The sequence below is a fragment of the Peptoniphilus ovalis genome, assembly GCF_018919265.1.
Lineage (GTDB): Bacteria > Bacillota > Clostridia > Tissierellales > Peptoniphilaceae > Peptoniphilus_A > Peptoniphilus_A ovalis.
In genome coordinates this window covers 1-17,132 of the sequence record NZ_JAHLQO010000006.1, presented here as the reverse complement: position 1 = coordinate 17,132, position 17,132 = coordinate 1, and the positions used below count along the sequence as shown (strand labels likewise).

The window sequence follows — 17,132 nt, the reverse complement described above, 5'->3', positions numbered from 1 at the left end:
ATTTCCTCCTTATAAAATCTCACAATCTGCAACTTCTTCTGTATCTATTATTTTAACATTTTTGATTTGATTTTTTAAGTCAATATCTGATTTTGTCTTTATCTTGATATAATTTGTAGTATATCCGTGATAATCCTCGCCATGTTCTTCTTCAAATAGAACTTCTTGTGGTTTGTTTAGATTTTCCTCTAAGAAAATTTTTCTGTACTTCTCACCTTGAGCTATAAGTCTTTCAGATCTATCTTTTTTGACATTTCCGTCAATTTGATTTTCCATAATTGCTGCTTTGGTATTTTTTCTCTTAGAATATTTAAAAACGTGTATTCTTGAAAATCCAACTTCTTCTACAATGTTCATTGAACCCATGAAATCTTCTTCAGTTTCTCCAGGAAATCCTACGATTATATCAGTTGTAAGTCCTGCATTTGGCATGTATTTTTTAATTATGTCAGTCTTTTCAATATATTCTTCTCGAGTGTATCTTCTATTCATTGCCTTTAAAATATTATTTGACCCGCTTTGTAATGATAAGTGGAAGTGGTCGCAGAGCTTTTTAGTAGCAAGAGCTCTCTGCATAAACTCTTCTGTGATAATATTTGGCTCAACTGATGAAAGTCTTATCCTCTCAATGCCGTCAACTTCAGCAATTTTTTCAATCAAATCAATTAGTCTTTCTTTTCCTAAATCAAAACCAAAGGAGCCAATGTGAATACCTGTTAATACAATTTCTTTGAATCCACTGTTTGCAAGTGTTTCTGCTTCTCTTACAGAATCTTCAATAGTTCTAGATCTAATTGGGCCTCTTGCAAAGGGAATTATGCAATAAGTGCAAAATCTATTGCATCCATCTTGCACCTTCATGTAAGCTCTAATTCTGTTATTCGAATCAAAGTTAGTAGTGTTTGCAAATTCTCTTACATTTCTTAAATCTTTTACAATATTAATTTTTGTATTTTCTTCTTTTGCAGTTTCTATTAAATCTACAATTCTTCCTCTGTCAGTTGTACCTATTACAACATCTACTCCCTCGATTTCTTTTACTTCATCAGGGCTAACTTGTGAATAACAGCCGACAACTGCAAGTACAGAATCTGGATTGATTCTCTTTGATTTTCTAATAAACTGTCTAGATTTTCTATCTGATAAATTTGTAACTGTGCAAGTATTTACGATATAAACATCACTAAATTCTTCATTTTCAACTTGTCTGTAACCTCTCTGTTCAAAAAGCTCGCTCATAGCTTCTGACTCGTACTGATTTACTTTACATCCAAGAGTTAAAATTGAAAAAGTCTTCTCCATTATTCACTCTCCTTTCCATGTATAATGTAAAAGCTTGCTGCTATTGATGCAGTTTCTGCTCTTAAAATTCGCTTGCCAAGGCTCACTTTATAGGCCTCTTTTAATAAATTTATTTCTCTTTCGGATATTCCGCCCTCAGGTCCAATTATAAGACCAATATTATTTGTAAGTTTTGGAAGAATTTCTGAAAGATTTAAAGTTTCTTCATCTTCGTAGCAAAGCACTAAATCTCCATTAAAATTTAAAATGTCTTCAGTTTTAATCATATTGTGAACAACTGGAATTATATCTCTTCTAGATTGTTTTGCAGCTGATTCCACAATTTTTTGGTATCTGTCTATTTTCTTTTCCATTTTTTTAGAAATATCTGAAATTGAACGGTCCATTAAAACTGGATAAAAATTTGTAACTCCAATTTCTGTTGTGTGTTTTAGCACATCTTCAGCCTTGCTTGATTTTAAAAGTCCAAAGAAAAGCGTTAGATTGACCTTAGATTCATTTTCTTCTTCTACTTTTGAAATTAAATTTAATTCTCCCTCTTTATAGGCTAAATTATAAATTCCATCATTAAAGACAACTTGGAAATTTTCCCCATCTTCAATTCTTATTACATTTTTAAGATGATGAAGTGTTTCTTTTTTTAAATCTAAGTTATCATCAAAATTTCTATCTTCAAAAAATCTATACATTTAATCTTCCTACAATTGCAACCCAATTATTTTTATCTGTTTCATCGATTATTTCAAACCCATTTTCTTTAAGAGCATCAATTACCATATCTCTTCTTTCTTTAATAATTCCAGAAGTGATAAAAATTCCACCTTTATCCATATGATTCTTAAGATTTTTAATTTCATCAACGATAATTTCTGCAATTATATTTGAAACAATTAAATCTGCATGACCTGTAACTACATCTAAAAGATTTCCCTTTTTGATTTCTATTTTATCTGAAAGATTATTAAGATAAGCATTTTCGTGACTTGCAGATATGCATTTCTCGTCAATATCAACTGCAAGGGCATGTTCTGCTCCAAGTTTTAGTGCAGCTATTGCAAGTATACCTGATCCGCAACCTATATCAAAAATTCTATCGCCATCTTTTACATATTTTTCAAGCATTTCTATGCACATATAAGTTGACTCGTGAGTTCCAGTTCCAAAGGCCATTCCTGGATTTATTTTGATTTCAAATCTGTTTTCTTTATTTTCGTAATCTTCCCACTCAGGAATTATTGCAATTTTTTCTCCAATTTCAAGTGGCTTATAATATTTCTTCCAATTATTTGCCCAGTCTTCGTCATCTTTTTCAATAAACTCGCATTTGCCAAGATTTTTTGATTCAAGTTTTTCTTTAATCTCATCTGCTTGCTCAATACTTTCTGGATAAATTTTTAAAATTAATTCTCCATCTCCAGTTTTTGTAAGAGGATAATCAATAAAGTCCCAGTCCTTTTCATCTTGATTTAATTCATTGACAATATCTTTTGAAATTTCTTCTACAGTAAAAATATTGTAGTCAAAAAGAATTCCCGTAATTATATCTCTATTTTTAGTTTTCGTATCTATGCTAAATTCAATGTATTTCATCTAATCACCTTTTTAAATTATATATTATAGGAAAATTTAATACAATTAAAAAGCATTTAAAAATGCGAACCCTGTGATTCGCATTAATCAAATAAGTCTTTTAATTTGTCTAAAAATGATTTTTTATTTTCAGCAACTTCTGGCTCTCTATCTCTTAACTCTTCTAGAAGCTTTCTTTGCTCATCAGATACATTTTTAGGAATTATAATATTTACCTTAAAGAATAGGTCTCCTCTTTGCTTTTCTCTATTTAGAATTGGCACGCCTTCTCCTTTGAGTCTAAATACTGTTCCGCCTTCTGTTCCCTTGGGAATGTCATAGTCCACAAGCTTTTCTAAAGTTGGAACTTTTATTTTTGCTCCAAGAACTGCATCTGGGTAAGAAATAGGAATATTTAAATAAATATCTGATCCTTCTCTTTTAAATACTGCATCTGAACGAACTCTAATGTATACAAAGACATCTCCATTTGGTCCGCCATTTTCTCCAACTGAACCTTGTCCTGTTAAAGAAATAATATTTCCAGTGTCAACTCCCTTAGGGATGTTAACTTTTATCTTCTTTCTTCTAGAAACTTTTCCCTTTCCATTACATTTCTTGCAAGGAGTTTCAATTTTTTCTCCACTGCCATTACATTCATCGCAGACAGTAGTTCTTACAAATCTACCAAAAGGAGTGTTTTGTTCAGTTGTCATTTGACCAGTTCCGTGACATTTTTCACAAGTGTGTTTCTCTGTGCCAGGTTCTGTCTTTTCGCCATGACAATGACCACATTCTTCGTTTACTTTAACTGAAATTTCTTTTTCGCATCCAAAAATTGCTTCAAAGAAATCAAGCGTTATATCAACTCTAGAATCTGGTCCTTTCTTTGGCATATCTTTTCTATTGGCATATTCATATCTAGAAGAAGATCTTCCGCCTCCAAATATATCAAATATGTCGTCAAATATATCAGAAAATCCACCAAAACCGCTGCCGCCAGCTCCCATATTTCCATTAAGTCCCTCTTCGCCATAGACATCATAGATTTGTCTCTTTTCATCATCTGATAGAACTTCATAAGCATAGGAAATTTCTTTAAACTTTGCTTCGGCCTCTGTATCTCCAGGATTTAAATCAGGATGATACTTTTTAGCAAGTTTTTTGTAGGATTTTTTAAGATCTTCTTTGTTGGCATTTTTATCAACCTCAAGAATTTCGTAAAAATTTCTCATCTTCCACCTCAATAAGTTTACATTCTAATATAAATCATTAGAAAAATAAAGGGTAATTTAAAAAAAGTTGCAGAGTCTCCCCTGCAACTTCTTTATTCAGTTAATTATTCTTCATCATCGTCTACAACTTCATAATCTGCATCTACTACATCATCATCTTGTGCCCCAGCATTTCCTTCAGCTCCAGCTGCACCAGAATCTTTATAGATTTGTTCAGATACTTTATAGAAAGCTTGAGTTAATTCTTCAGTTTTTGCTTTAATTGCTTCAACATCATCTGATTCTTTAACTTCATTTAAATTCTTAATAGCTTCTTCAATTTTTGCCTTGTCATCATCAGAAATTTTACCTTCAACATCTTTTAAAGTGTTTTCTGCTTGATAAGTGATTGAGTCAGCATTGTTTTTAGCTTCGATTAATTCTTTTTTCTTAGCATCTTCTTGAGCATACATTTCTGCTTCTTTTACTTTCTTTTCAATTTCTTCTTCGTTTAAGTTAGTAGAAGATGTAATTGTAATATGTTGTTCCTTACCTGTTCCAAGATCTTTAGCACTTACATTTACAATACCATTTGCATCTATATCAAATGTAACTTCGATTTGAGGAACTCCTCTTCTTGCTGGTGCAATTCCATCAAGAGTAAATCTTCCAAGAGTTACATTGTCCTTAGCCATTTGTCTTTCACCTTGAAGTACGTGAATTTCTACAGAAGTTTGATTGTCTGCTGCAGTTGTAAAAGTTTGTGACTTCTTAGTAGGAATAGTTGTATTTCTTTCGATAAGTCTTGTTGTAATATTACCCATTGTTTCAATTCCTAGAGAAAGAGGTGTTACATCAAGAAGAAGTAAGTCTTTAACATCTCCTGAAAGTACTCCACCTTGAATAGCTGCACCAAGAGCAACACATTCATCTGGGTTAATATCTTTTTGTGGTTCTTTTCCAGTTAATTTTTTGATACATTCTTGAACTGCTGGAATTCTTGTTGAACCACCTACAAGTAAAACTTTGTCTATTTCATTTGCTGAAAGTCCTGCATCTTTTAAAGCATCTTTAACTGGTCCTTCAGTCATTTTTACTAAATCATTAGTAAGTTCATCAAACTTAGCACGAGTGATGTCCATATTTAAGTGAAGTGGACCTGCTTGTGAAGCTGTGATAAATGGAAGGTTGATATTTGTGCTCATTGTAGAAGAAAGTTCCTTCTTAGCTTTTTCTGCTGCTTCTTTAAGTCTTTGAAGACTCATCTTGTCAGCTTTAAGGTCAATTCCATTTTCTTTTTTGAATTCTTCAGCAATATAATCTATAAGTCTATTGTCGAAGTCATCTCCACCAAGTTTGTTGTTACCACGAGTTGCGTGTACTTCGAATACTCCATCAGAAAGTTCTAGTATGGAAACATCGAATGTACCACCACCAAGGTCGTAAACCATTACAGTTTGAGCTTCAGTGTCTTTGTCTTCACCATAAGCAAGAGCTGCTGCTGTTGGTTCGTTTACGATTCTCTTTACATCAAGTCCTGCAATTCTTCCTGCGTCTTTTGTTGCTTGTCTTTGAGCATCTGTAAAGTAAGCAGGTACTGTAATTACAGCTTCTGTAATTTTTTCTCCAAGATAAGATTCTGCATCTGATTTTAATTTTTGTAAAATCATAGCTGAAATATCTTGTGGAGTGTATTTTTTACCATCTATATCAATTGAATAGTCAGAACCCATATGTCTTTTAATAGATTGAATAGTTCTGTCTGGATTAGTTATAGCTTGTCTTTTTGCAGTTTCTCCAACTAATCTTTCACCATCTTTAGTAAAAGCTACTACTGAAGGAGTTGTTCTGTTACCTTCAATGTTTGGAATTATTACAGAATCTCCACCTTCCATAACTGCAACTGCTGAGTTTGTAGTTCCTAAATCAATACCAATTATTTTTCCCATTATATTATCCCCCTATATCACTTATTGTGAAACCTTAACCATTGCTGGTCTAAGTGTCTTATCGTCGATTAAATATCCTTTTTGCAGTACTTCAATTACATATCCAGAATCATATTCATCACTTTCTTCAGTGAGTACTGCGTGGTGTAGCATTGGGTCAAATTCAACTCCAAGTGCTTCCATTTCTACGATTCCTTCTTTTTTTAATACATCTTTGAGTTGATTTTTAATCATCTCAATTCCTTCATAAGCTGCATCTTCTTTGTTGAGAGAATCAAGTGCTCTCTCAAAATTATCCATCACTGGAAGAAGATCATTTACAACTTTTTTAACTCCAAGTTCAACATATTCAGACTTTTCTTTTTCTGTTCTTCTTTTAAAGTTAGTAAAGTCTGCTTGAAGTCTCATAAATTTATCCATAAGATTAGAATACTTGTCATCTGAGTTTTCAGATTCTTCTATATTCTCATCATTATTTGTACTTTCATCTATATTATCTTCAATTTCATCTATATTTTCATTTTGATCATCTTTCAAATCTTCATTTTTTAATTTATCTTTATCCGTCATCTAACTCCCTCACATTTCTCTTAATCCATTTGTAACTGCATCTCTAAACACCTTCAATAATTTAAACAGTCTTGAATAATCAATTCTCACAGGACCAATAATTCCAATGCTACCAAAAGTATCATTGCTTAAATTGAAATTGGCTCTTATAATAGTGTTCTCTTTCATTAAACTTGCACTATTTTCTTCCCCAATAACTACTTCAATATCTCTTGAAAAGTTATTTTCGTGTAAGATTTCAAACAAACTGTCTTTATCTTCTACTAAATTCATAAATTCTCTAGCTTTTTCAAGATCTTTATATTCATCGAAGTTTAAAATATTTGTCAGTCCATCGTAATAAATTTCAACTGATGAAACTTTTTTATTAAATCCACTGGCAAGCTTAATAATATTTGAAATAAATCTCGCATGTTTCACATAATCATCTGAAAGTGAAATCTTTAAAGACTTAATCTTGTTAAAGTCAATGCCTGTGATTTTTTCGTTTAACCTATCCTCGATGTAATAAATATCTTCATCGTTTAATCCTTCAATTTCAAGAGTGTATCTCTCAAGCACACCTTTATTGCCGATTAGTACGAGAAGTGCTTCCTTTTCTGTCAACTTGACAAGGACAATTCTCTTAATCTCTGTGTCATTTCTTTCTGGTGCAACAAGATATGCCGTGCAATTACTTATATCAGCTAGTAGTGAAACTGTCTTTTTATAAAATTCTTCGTGATTATTTGCACTTCTTAAAATCTCATCTTTTAATTTTTTAGAAGTGAGTTTATCTTCGAAGCTTCCAAAGTTTTCATAAATTTCATCTACATAAAATCTATAAGCCTTATCTGAAGGTATCCTTCCGGCAGATTGATGAGGTTTATTTAAAAAACCAAGATCTTCTAGATCCGCCATTTCATTTCTTATAGTTGCCGAACTAACTCCAAGGTCATAATCCTTAGAAAGAGTTCTTGACCCTACGGGAGTAGGCATATCAATATATGCCTCAATTATGGCTCTTAAAATATTTATTTTTCTTATATCCATAATCCCCTCCTTTTATTAGCACTCATACACATCGAGTGCTAACATAGTTATATAATACTTTAGTTTTTCCTTTTTGTCAAGGGTTTTAAAATATTTTTTATTTTATTTAGGATAATTTAATTTTGTTGCTATTTATAAATTCTTAAACATATAATATAATTAATATTTGTGTTAAAATTAGTATTGGAGATGATTATATTGAAGAAAAATGAAGTACTTTCTTTTATACTTACAATTGTAGCTGCACTTTTAATTGCACTTTTTGTTAGAAACTTTTTATTTAATATTGCAATTGTAAATGGAGAGTCAATGCATCCTACTTTAAATGAAGGAGATAAATTAATCTGTCTATCTTATAGGAAATTTACTGAAATTCATCCTGGAGAAATTGTTGTAATAGACGCTCCAAATGACAACAGAAGCTATATTAAAAGAGTTATTGCAAAAGGCGGTGACACAATTGAATTTAGAGATGGAGAGGTTATTGTAAACGGAGAAATACTAGAAGAAAATTACACTTCTACTGATTATACAGATTACGAAAATCAAGATACTTACACATTAAAAGAAAATGAATACTTTGTAATGGGCGACAATAGACTTCCCGGTATGAGCGTAGACTCAAGATACTTTGGACCTATTGACAAAAAAAGAATAAAATCTGTTGCTTATTATAGATTCTTACCATTAAAAGATAGAACAAAATTATAAACAGGAGGTAAATTTTGCAAAATCAAGAAAGAATTAGAAACTTTTCAATAATTGCTCATATTGATCACGGAAAGTCTACCCTTGCAGATAGATTAATTGAATCAACGGGAATGCTTACCAAAAGAGAAATGGAAGAACAAGTTCTCGACTCCATGGAACTCGAACGTGAGAGAGGAATTACAATTAAACTAAAGGCTGTAAGGCTTATTTATAAAGATGACAGAGATGGCAAAGAGTATGTACTTAACTTAATAGACACTCCAGGTCACGTTGACTTTAACTACGAAGTTTCAAGATCACTTGCAGCTTGCGAAGGTGCCATTGTAGTAGTAGATGCTTCACAAGGCGTTGAAGCTCAGACTCTTGCTAATGTATACCTTGCTATTGACCAAGACCTTGAACTTTTGCCAGTTATAAATAAAATCGACCTACCAAGTGCAAGACCTGATGAAATAAAAGAAGAAATTGAAGACATAATTGGTCTTGACACTGAAGGAATTCCACTAATCTCTGCGAAAAATGGAATTGGAATTGAAGATGTACTTCACTTTATTGTGGACACAGTGCCTGCACCAAGTGGCGATGAAAATAAACCTCTTAAGGCTTTAATTTTTGACTCAATTTATGATGCATACAAGGGCGTTGTTTGTCATGTAAGAATTGTCGATGGAACTGTAAAACCTGGCGATGAAATAAAAATGATGGCAACTGGAAAGACTTTTGAAGTTGTAGAAGTTGGAGTCATTGCCAATGGTCACATCACACTTGATTCACTTAGTGCAGGGGAAGTAGGTTACATTACAGCTTCTATAAAAAATGTTAAGGACGCAAGAGTTGGTGACACTATTACATTTAAAAACAATCCAACTGATGAACCAATGCCTGGCTATAAAAAAGTTGTGCCAATGGTATTCTGTGGAGTTTATCCTGGCGAAGGCGAAGAGTACAATGAAATTCGTGAAGCATTGGAAAAACTTCAAGTTAACGATGCTGCACTATCCTTTGAAGCTGAGACGTCAGTTGCTCTTGGATTTGGATTTAGATGTGGTTTCTTGGGACTGCTTCACATGGAAATTATCCAAGAAAGACTTGAAAGAGAATTTGACTTAAATATAGTTACAACTGCTCCTTCTGTAATTTATAAAGTTATTAAAAAAGATGGAACTCTTTTAGAAATACAAAACCCTTCAAATCTCCCTGATCCTACCGAAATCGACTACATGGAAGAGCCAATTGTAAAAGCTGAGATAATGACACCAACTGATTATGTGGGACAAATTATGGAGCTTTGCCAAGATAGACGTGGCGTGTTTAAAGATATGCAGTATCTTGAAGAAACAAGAGCACTAATCACTTATCACATGCCTCTTAACGAAGTTATTTATGATTTCTTCGATGCACTTAAATCAAAAACTCGCGGCTATGCATCTTATGACTACGAATTAATTGGCTATGAAGAGTCAGATCTTGTTAAACTTGATATTTTAATTAACGAAGAACTTGTAGATGCTTTCTCACTTATTGTTCACGAGTCCAATGCCTATAACAGAGCTAGAAAAGTTTGTGAAAAGTTAAAAGATGTAATTCCAAGACATCAGTTTGCTGTGCCAATTCAAGCAGCTGTTGGAAATAAAATCATTGCAAGAGAAACAATTAGAGCACTTAGAAAAGACGTACTTGCAAAATGTTATGGTGGAGATATTTCAAGAAAGAGAAAACTTCTTGAAAAGCAAAAGGAAGGAAAGAAGAGAATGCGTACTGTTGGAAGCGTAGAAATTCCACAAGATGCTTTCTTGTCAGTGCTTAAATATGATGAAGACAAATAATATTTCAATTTATATTCATATACCTTTCTGTGAGAGTAGATGTCACTATTGTGACTTCTGCTCTTCTCTTATAAATAGAGAAAATGTTGGCAATTATTTTGAATATTTAAAAAAAGAAATAAGATTAAATGATGAAATTTTAAAGAATCAAAAAATTAAGACTATTTTTATTGGAGGTGGCACTCCATCTTCAGTCCCTTCAAAATATATTGTTGAGATAATAGAAATTTTAAAAAGTTATGAAATTGCAGATGATGTAGAAATAACAATTGAGTCAAATCCCAATTCACTTAGTCTTGAAAAGGCAAGAGATTATTTTAATGTTGGTATTAATAGAATTTCTATTGGAGCACAAAGTTTTGAAGATGCGATATTAAGAGAAATTGGAAGAGTTCATAAATCAGAAGAAATCTATAAAGCAGTAAGAAATGCAAGAGAAGCTGGTTTTAAAAATATAAATCTAGATTTAATGCTTGCACTTCCTCATCAAAACTTTTCTCATATTAAAAAATCAATTGAAGAAATAGAAAAGTTAAAACTTGAACATGTATCTTATTATTCACTTATTTTAGAAGAAGGCACAGTTTTATACAATCGCTGCAAAAAAGATTTATCTTCCTTCCCCGATGAGGCTGAAGATAGAAAAATGTATCATTATGTAGTAAAGTCTTTAGAAAAATTGGGTCTTAAACAGTATGAAATATCAAACTTTGCAAAAGATGGCTATGAATGTAGACATAATTTAGTTTATTGGAAATTAGAAGATTATATATCCTTTGGACTATCTGCATCGTCTAATTTAGAAAATATTAGATATTCAAATTTTGACAGCTTTAAAGAATATTATAAATCTTTAGACAATGAAGTTTTGCCTATTTCTTATAAAGAAGAACTTAGCAAAACCGACAGAATTAATGAATATATTATGATGGGATTAAGACTAAATTATGGAATTGATTTAAGTGAAATAGATAATAGATTTGACATTGATTTTATGGATGATTATAAAGATGAAGTTAGTAAAAATCTTAATAGTGGTTTGATTAAGATAGATGATGGAAAGTTGGCCCTTACGGAGAAAGGTCGGGACCTATCAAATCAAGTAGAACTTGACTTTTTTAGATGATTTATAAATGAAGTATAGGACAAAAATGGGGACTGTCCCTTGGGACCGTCCCCTTCTCTATGTAAAAGTATATATTAGTTTTTATTTTTTAATCTTTTTAATTAAATAGTTTTCTGCTAAATTTAAAATTTTCAATATTCTTAGAATTTAGCTTCTTTGCAAGATTTGGGACTGTCCCGTGTTTCATTAATATATAAAATTATTTATTTTTAATATTGTTTTTAAGTAGTAACTTTATCTGATTTGGGACTGTCCCTGTACCTCTATCATATTCTTTATCCACTCAAGCTTCCCTATGGTCGCTTTCGTCGTGATGACCTACCATTCGCAACTCCCTTGTAATTGCTCCCTATTCGGTCGCATTTATTGCATTTGATTGCCGTTGGTTCTTCATCAACTCAAGCTTCCCTATGGTCGCTTTCATCGTGATGACATACCATTCGCGACTCCCTTATAAATGCTCCCTATTCGGTCGCATTTATTGCGGTCGCTGCATAATGTTCTTCATCAATTCATCCGGCGCTTACGCTTGGATGAATTGTGAAGACCGAAAATATTGCGACCCGTCGCAATATTTTCTACCATTAAAAAAAGAGAAACTTTCCCGGGAAAATTTCTCTTAACCTGCAATCTTATCGTTAAGCTTCTTTGCTAGTCGACTTATTTTTCTAGAAGCTTGATTCTTGTGAATCACGTTTTTGCTTGCAGCCTTTTTTAATTTTTGATCAGCAAGAACTAAAAGTTTCTTTGCATCTTCGATTCTATCTTCATCAAGTGCAAGATTGAAATTCTTAACTGCGTTTTTCATTTCAGTTCTGATAGGTTTATTTCTTTCAGCGTTTCTTCTTGCTACGTCAATTCTCTTAATAGCTGATTTAATATTTGCCATAATTTCACCTCCGCTTTATTTAACACTTTTGCTATTTTACCACGAATTTACAAAGATTGCAAGATTTATTTATAATCTATCCATTGCAATATTTAATTACAAGTGTCTCAAGTATAACTTTTTCATCAACTGATGTCGTCTTAAAAAGTTCATCTGCTTCTAATAGTTCATCGTAAAATCTAACTAAAAAACTCTTGGTAAAATTATTTTGAGTTCCAAGTATTTTCTTAAACTCATACTGGCTCACTCCAATTTCATTCATTATGTCATTGGGGTAAATATTTTTTTCATTTAAAATTTTATAAGACAAAAAATTTTTCACTTGCCTAATAATCATATAGAAAATCTTTGGAATTTCTTCGTTAAGTCTATACATATTATCAAGCTCTAGTATTGCAATTTCAGTATTTCTCTTCATCATGGCATCAAGGAAATTAAATATATTTGAGTCCACATTTTCTGTTATTGATCCGTCAATATCTTCTCTTGTTATAACTTCTCCACTTGTTGCAGATATTATTTTATCCATTTCTGTCTTTATATCGAGAAGAGTCTTGTCTTCGTTTCTAGAATTATAACCACTTTTTTCTATAAAATATGCAATATCTGTGGTCTTAATCTTCTTCTTTTTTCTTAAAAAATACTGATTTACAAAATTTCTAAAATCAGGAAGGCTGAGTTTTGGAAATTCTACATCTCTTCCAAGCTTTTTCATTTCTTTATAAAACTTCGTAGTTTTTTTTATGCTAGCTCTATCCCAAAAAATTAAAATTACAAAATTATCAAGATTTTCTAAAAATTCATAAAAAGATTTCTTCAGATTATTTTCGCTAATAAAGAAAGACACATCCTTTACAAGTACAAGTTTTTTATCGCTCATCACGGGATAAGTTTCTGCGGCTGTAATTATATCAGCCGGTGTCGCTTCTGTTCCTTCAATTTTGATGTAATTAAACGCATCTGTACCTTTTATATATTTATTTTTCAAATATCCTATTGCATTTTCAATAAGGTATTTTTCTTTGCCATAGAATAAATAAGCGCCGCCTTTATCGCTATCTTTGTAAATTTCCTTGTAATTCATAATTTTTCCTCGCTATATAATAAAGAATTAGAGAGCTCATAAGTATATAAATCAGATTAGTTTCTCTATTTTTAAGAAAATAAAAGACCTCTATATTTTTATCTATTTTAAAAATAATTTCTCCAACCTTTGAAGTGTCAAAATATATAATACCATATTTTTCAAGACTTTCCAGGACTTCTCTATGTGGATGACCATAAGAATTTCCTACACCTGCTGAAATTACTGCATATTTTGGAGTAATGTTTTCTAAAAATTTCTCATCTGTTGAAGTATTTGATCCATGGTGTGAAACTTTTAAAATATCTACATCTTCATTTATATTTCTCTCGTAATTCTTGCTCAAATCTCCAGTAAATAAAATCTTTTTGCCTCTGTAATACACATCTAACACAAGGGATTTATCATTTTCCTCTACATTTTTATCACCAATATTTAATACATCGATGTAAAAATCTTTGTCGATTTTTAGCCTATCATTTCTACTTAGTGATATAAAACCATTAGGGTTCACATCTTCAAAAAAATTATCTTCAGGAAGATGGCCTACATAAACATTCTTAACTTTGTAATTTTTTAATACTTTCTCTAAATTGCCGACATGATCTTCATCATAATGAGATATAAAAATTCCATCTATTTTATAAACTCCTAGATAATCTAAGCTTGGCTCGAGATATCTTTCAAATATAGTATTGTCGTACCTCGCACCGCCCACATCGATTAAAAAGTTCCTTCCTCTGTGTGAAATCATGGCAGCATCGCCTTGTCCTATATAAAATTGTCTGTAAATTAATGAATTTGATTCTTTTATAAAACCAATGGAATAAATTGCAAAAATAATTACTATATAAATTTCTATAATTTTAATATTTGGTTCTATAATTTCATAAATTTTATGTCTATTTAAAATCAAAACTAAAATAATATAATATAAAAATACATACTCTAATTTAAATCCGCGAATTTCAAAATTAAAAATATTAAACCTAAGAAGAATTTCTTCAAGACCATAAATCGAATTCATTAATACATTTAAAATCATACCAATAATTCCTGGAAAAATCCCTAAAGACATTATAAATCCAGAAATAATCACAAAAGTATAAAATGGAATTATAATTAAATTTGCAGGATAAACTAAAATTGAAACTCCTGAAAAATAATAATTTATAATTGGGAAAATTACTAAAATTACAGAAAAAGTTAGTACAATTGAGTCCATAACTCTTCCCTTATCTGCTACAAAGGAATATATAATCGGCATTATAAAAATCATCCCAAAAATCGCTGCATAAGACATTAAAAATGACAGCGAATAAATCGCCATGGGATTAATAAATAAAATTATAGATAGACTTAGATAAAATACATCTTTATTGTCTAAATCTACTTTAAAATAAAAACTTAGTTTGTATAAAAGATAAAATAAAAAAGCTCTCACTGCACTTATAGGATTGCCAATTAGTTTTAAATAAAAAATAATTAAAATAACTACAATTGCATCAGTAATTTTTAAATTTTTTGTAGTTTTTATAAAAATAAAATGCAAAAATGCTACAATAATTCCAATATGAAGACCAGAAACTGCCAAGAGATGACTAATTCCTAAGTTAGCAAATCTTTCGCTTTCTAAATCATCAATTTTATATCTATTTGCTAAGATTAATGACTCTAATAGGTTTGCATTTCTCTCGCTTAAGTATTTGTGGAAAATATTTTGAGTTCTCTTTATAAAATATGTAGAAAATTTATCTAATGCGCTGCTATCTTTAATCTTTTCTAAACTATTAATTTTTCCATAGAGATAAATTCCTTGAGATTTCAAATTATTTCTCGAGTTGAAATTACCTTCATTCATTGCAGGAGGCGGTGGAGTGAATTTTCCTTTGATTTTATAAGTCGCTCCTCTCTCTAAATTTTCATAAATTATAATCCTTGTCTTAAATTTTTCCCCTTTTATAGAATTAGTTTTAATAATGGACTTTTCATCATTGGAATATAGGACCTTACCAATTACCTCTCCATTAAAAGCATTCAAGACATAATCTTTACTTTTAAAATTTATAAAAACAGAAATTATGATTAAAGGTAAAATCAAATAATAAGCCTTTTTATTTGTCTTAATGAGATAAATTGAAAGACCTGCCGAAAAAATTATTAAAAATGCAAAAGATTTTGTAATTGCCGATAAAAATATTCCCAATAAAACTGCAAAAAGTATGTACATATTTATCTTAAACTCCAATAATTTTATATCTATATTATATATCTAATCTTCATATCAAGCTACAAAATATGGTAATATATTATCTGGAGGTTTTTATGAACGCAAAGATTAATCCTTATAAAAGTAAATACAAAATTAAAATTTTAAAGACAATTGAAGAAAATAACAACACCTACGGAAAGCTCGAGTACATACCATTTTTCACTGGAACAGAAAGAGTTGCAGGTGATTTGTTTAAAATAAATAATGAAAGTCCAGAATTTTTAGAAAGAGATTTAAATTATGTTAAAATTGACGATTCTAATTTACAACACGTAGATGTAGAAATTGATTTTAAAAATCGCCTTTCTATTATGCAGCAAAATCTTGCCAACGCCCTTGTGAGACATTTCATAAAAGAAAGCACAGACATTACAATAAAAGATTACAAAGTTTTAAAAAATAGCTCTTACATTGATATATATTCAAAGGATTTAAAATTTACAACTCTAGATAATTTAGAGAGCATGTCAAATTATGCTCTTCTTTCAAATATACAAGTGGAAAATAATAATGGAAATATTGTAATAGATAAACTTGCAAAAATTTCTTACTTTGGACCATCTTTAAATAGAACTGGTGAAGTGGGTATGATTTTAATTCACTCTGTTGATAGAATTGAAAATCTTCTTAGAATAAATATTATCGCAGGTGAAAGTGCTTATAAATTTTCTAGAAAATCACTTAATCTTTTAAATAATATAAAAATGTATCTTGGAAGTGAAAAGATTGAAGATGTCTTTTCTGATATCAAAAAGATTAAGTCTGGAATAGAAATAAAAAAAGATGAGAAAGATGAAGAATTAGAAGATATAGATTTAGAACATTTTGAAGAAGAAATCTTAGATAAATCAAAAGATGTTAAAGAAAATAAATCTGATGAGGAAGATAAAGTTTTAAAAGAACCTAAAGATTCTAATGAAAATGAAAATATTGTTGATAAAAAAATGAAAGAAGAAAAAGAGGATAAAGTAGAAGAAAAACCTAGCACTTACCAACAAGAACTTCTTGAAGCAGTAGACTACTTTAAACAATATGCAACAGAAGTTTCTGGAATCAATTATATTTACAAGGCACTTAAAGACATAAACCTCAAGGAATTAAAGGAAGTTTCATCTCACATTTTAAAAAATGACAACTATATCCAAATTTATGGGGTTAAAAATTCTAAAAATCCTCACAAATCTAAAGTCTTGGTGCTTCGCTCTCAAAATTTAGACTTTAACTTAAAAGATATCTTTGAAAAGATTAAAGAAAAGTATCACTTCACTGGTACAGGAAATATTTATACAGTTGAGCTGGAATGTGAAGAAAAAGACACGACAAAAATTATGGAAAACTTCTTATTGCAAATTAAAAAAATTCTTGATAAAGATAAATAATTAAGATAGACCTCTTAGTTTTAGCTAAGAGGTTTTTTGATGCATAAAAATAAGAGCAAGCTTAAAGCCTGCTCTTTTATATTAAACTTAAATTAGTCTAAAATTTTAGATACAACTCCAGATGCTACTGTTCTTCCACCTTCTCTAATGGCAAATCTTAGTCCTTCGTCCATAGCGATTGGTGTGATTAGTGATACTGTAAATGTTGA

At 30.6% G+C, this 17,132-nt stretch carries 15 protein-coding genes; 4 read left to right on the top strand and 11 right to left on the bottom strand.

Annotated features, from left to right (window positions below; all coding sequences use genetic code 11):
• Window positions 1–9: 9 nt before the first annotated feature.
• From mtaB to hrcA, 7 genes are all read right to left on the bottom strand, one after another.
• Complete coding sequence (gene mtaB / locus KQI68_RS08865; RefSeq protein ID WP_216549784.1) at window positions 10–1,302, bottom strand: tRNA (N(6)-L-threonylcarbamoyladenosine(37)-C(2))-methylthiotransferase MtaB; 1,293 nt, start codon at window positions 1,300–1,302, stop codon at window positions 10–12.
• Window positions 1,302–1,991 (bottom strand): RsmE family RNA methyltransferase, encoded by a 690-nt coding sequence (locus KQI68_RS08860; RefSeq protein WP_216549783.1) that lies wholly within the window; start codon window positions 1,989–1,991, stop codon window positions 1,302–1,304. The genes mtaB and KQI68_RS08860 overlap by 1 nt, the downstream gene beginning before the upstream one ends.
• Window positions 1,984–2,892 (bottom strand): 50S ribosomal protein L11 methyltransferase, encoded by a 909-nt coding sequence (prmA, locus tag KQI68_RS08855; protein ID WP_216549782.1) that lies wholly within the window; start codon window positions 2,890–2,892, stop codon window positions 1,984–1,986. Before prmA ends, KQI68_RS08860 begins: the two co-directional genes overlap by 8 nt.
• Window positions 2,893–2,975: 83 nt before the next feature.
• Window positions 2,976–4,106, bottom strand: coding sequence for a molecular chaperone DnaJ (gene dnaJ, locus KQI68_RS08850; RefSeq protein WP_216549781.1), 1,131 nt, complete (start codon window positions 4,104–4,106; stop codon window positions 2,976–2,978).
• A 104-nt stretch (window positions 4,107–4,210) separates the two neighbouring features.
• Window positions 4,211–6,034 (bottom strand): molecular chaperone DnaK, encoded by a 1,824-nt coding sequence (gene dnaK / locus KQI68_RS08845; RefSeq protein WP_216549780.1) that lies wholly within the window; start codon window positions 6,032–6,034, stop codon window positions 4,211–4,213.
• Window positions 6,035–6,055: 21 nt separating this feature from the next.
• Window positions 6,056–6,604, bottom strand: a complete 549-nt coding sequence (gene grpE / locus KQI68_RS08840) for a nucleotide exchange factor GrpE (RefSeq protein WP_216549779.1) — start codon at window positions 6,602–6,604, stop codon at window positions 6,056–6,058.
• Between the two features lie 9 nt (window positions 6,605–6,613).
• Window positions 6,614–7,636, bottom strand: a complete 1,023-nt coding sequence (gene hrcA, locus KQI68_RS08835) for a heat-inducible transcriptional repressor HrcA (protein WP_216549778.1) — start codon at window positions 7,634–7,636, stop codon at window positions 6,614–6,616.
• 189 nt (window positions 7,637–7,825) lie between these two features.
• Between hrcA and lepB the strand changes: the two genes are divergently transcribed.
• From lepB to hemW, 3 genes are read left to right on the top strand one after another with little or no spacing between them, the layout of a single operon-like run.
• On the top strand, window positions 7,826–8,347 hold the full coding sequence (gene lepB, locus KQI68_RS08830; protein ID WP_425516616.1) for a signal peptidase I: 522 nt from the start codon (window positions 7,826–7,828) through the stop codon (window positions 8,345–8,347).
• Between the two features lie 14 nt (window positions 8,348–8,361).
• Window positions 8,362–10,173: a translation elongation factor 4 gene (gene lepA / locus KQI68_RS08825; RefSeq protein ID WP_216549776.1), complete on the top strand. Its 1,812-nt coding sequence runs from the start codon at window positions 8,362–8,364 to the stop codon at window positions 10,171–10,173.
• Window positions 10,160–11,299 carry a radical SAM family heme chaperone HemW gene (gene hemW, locus KQI68_RS08820; RefSeq protein WP_425516615.1) on the top strand — a complete coding sequence of 380 codons (1,140 nt, stop codon included), beginning with the start codon at window positions 10,160–10,162 and terminating at the stop codon, window positions 11,297–11,299. The genes lepA and hemW overlap by 14 nt, the downstream gene beginning before the upstream one ends.
• Before the next feature lie 619 nt (window positions 11,300–11,918).
• Here the strand turns inward: hemW and rpsT are convergent.
• From rpsT to KQI68_RS08805, 3 genes are all read right to left on the bottom strand, one after another.
• Complete coding sequence (rpsT, locus tag KQI68_RS08815) at window positions 11,919–12,188, bottom strand: 30S ribosomal protein S20 (protein WP_216549774.1); 270 nt, start codon at window positions 12,186–12,188, stop codon at window positions 11,919–11,921.
• Between the two features lie 76 nt (window positions 12,189–12,264).
• A complete protein-coding gene (gene holA / locus KQI68_RS08810; RefSeq protein ID WP_216549773.1) occupies window positions 12,265–13,272 on the bottom strand; it encodes a DNA polymerase III subunit delta in 1,008 nt (335 codons plus the stop codon).
• Window positions 13,244–15,502, bottom strand: a complete 2,259-nt coding sequence (locus KQI68_RS08805) for a DNA internalization-related competence protein ComEC/Rec2 (protein ID WP_216549772.1) — start codon at window positions 15,500–15,502, stop codon at window positions 13,244–13,246. The genes holA and KQI68_RS08805 overlap by 29 nt, the downstream gene beginning before the upstream one ends.
• A gap of 95 nt (window positions 15,503–15,597) precedes the next feature.
• On the opposite strand from KQI68_RS08805, the gene KQI68_RS08800 reads away from it, so the two are divergent.
• A complete protein-coding gene (locus KQI68_RS08800) occupies window positions 15,598–16,923 on the top strand; it encodes an alanyl-tRNS synthetase (protein ID WP_216549771.1) in 1,326 nt (441 codons plus the stop codon).
• A gap of 92 nt (window positions 16,924–17,015) precedes the next feature.
• On the opposite strand, the gene KQI68_RS08795 is transcribed toward KQI68_RS08800, so the two are convergent.
• The coding region (locus KQI68_RS08795) for an EF-Tu C-terminal domain-related protein (protein WP_485020535.1) at window positions 17,016–17,132 on the bottom strand (117 nt) is incomplete at its 5' end.

Coding starts and splice junctions, on each gene's coding strand:
- mtaB (WP_216549784.1), bottom strand. CDS start 1,302: ATGGAGAAGACTTTTTCAATTTTAACTCTTGGATGTAAAGTAAATCAG.
- KQI68_RS08860 (WP_216549783.1), bottom strand. CDS start 1,991: ATGTATAGATTTTTTGAAGATAGAAATTTTGATGATAACTTAGATTTA.
- prmA (WP_216549782.1), bottom strand. CDS start 2,892: ATGAAATACATTGAATTTAGCATAGATACGAAAACTAAAAATAGAGAT.
- dnaJ (WP_216549781.1), bottom strand. CDS start 4,106: ATGAGAAATTTTTACGAAATTCTTGAGGTTGATAAAAATGCCAACAAA.
- dnaK (WP_216549780.1), bottom strand. CDS start 6,034: ATGGGAAAAATAATTGGTATTGATTTAGGAACTACAAACTCAGCAGTT.
- grpE (WP_216549779.1), bottom strand. CDS start 6,604: ATGACGGATAAAGATAAATTAAAAAATGAAGATTTGAAAGATGATCAA.
- hrcA (WP_216549778.1), bottom strand. CDS start 7,636: ATGGATATAAGAAAAATAAATATTTTAAGAGCCATAATTGAGGCATAT.
- lepB (WP_425516616.1), top strand. CDS start 7,826: ATGATTATATTGAAGAAAAATGAAGTACTTTCTTTTATACTTACAATT.
- hemW (WP_425516615.1), top strand. CDS start 10,160: ATGAAGACAAATAATATTTCAATTTATATTCATATACCTTTCTGTGAG.
- rpsT (WP_216549774.1), bottom strand. CDS start 12,188: ATGGCAAATATTAAATCAGCTATTAAGAGAATTGACGTAGCAAGAAGA.
- holA (WP_216549773.1), bottom strand. CDS start 13,272: ATGAATTACAAGGAAATTTACAAAGATAGCGATAAAGGCGGCGCTTAT.
- KQI68_RS08805 (WP_216549772.1), bottom strand. CDS start 15,502: ATGTACATACTTTTTGCAGTTTTATTGGGAATATTTTTATCGGCAATT.
- KQI68_RS08800 (WP_216549771.1), top strand. CDS start 15,598: ATGAACGCAAAGATTAATCCTTATAAAAGTAAATACAAAATTAAAATT.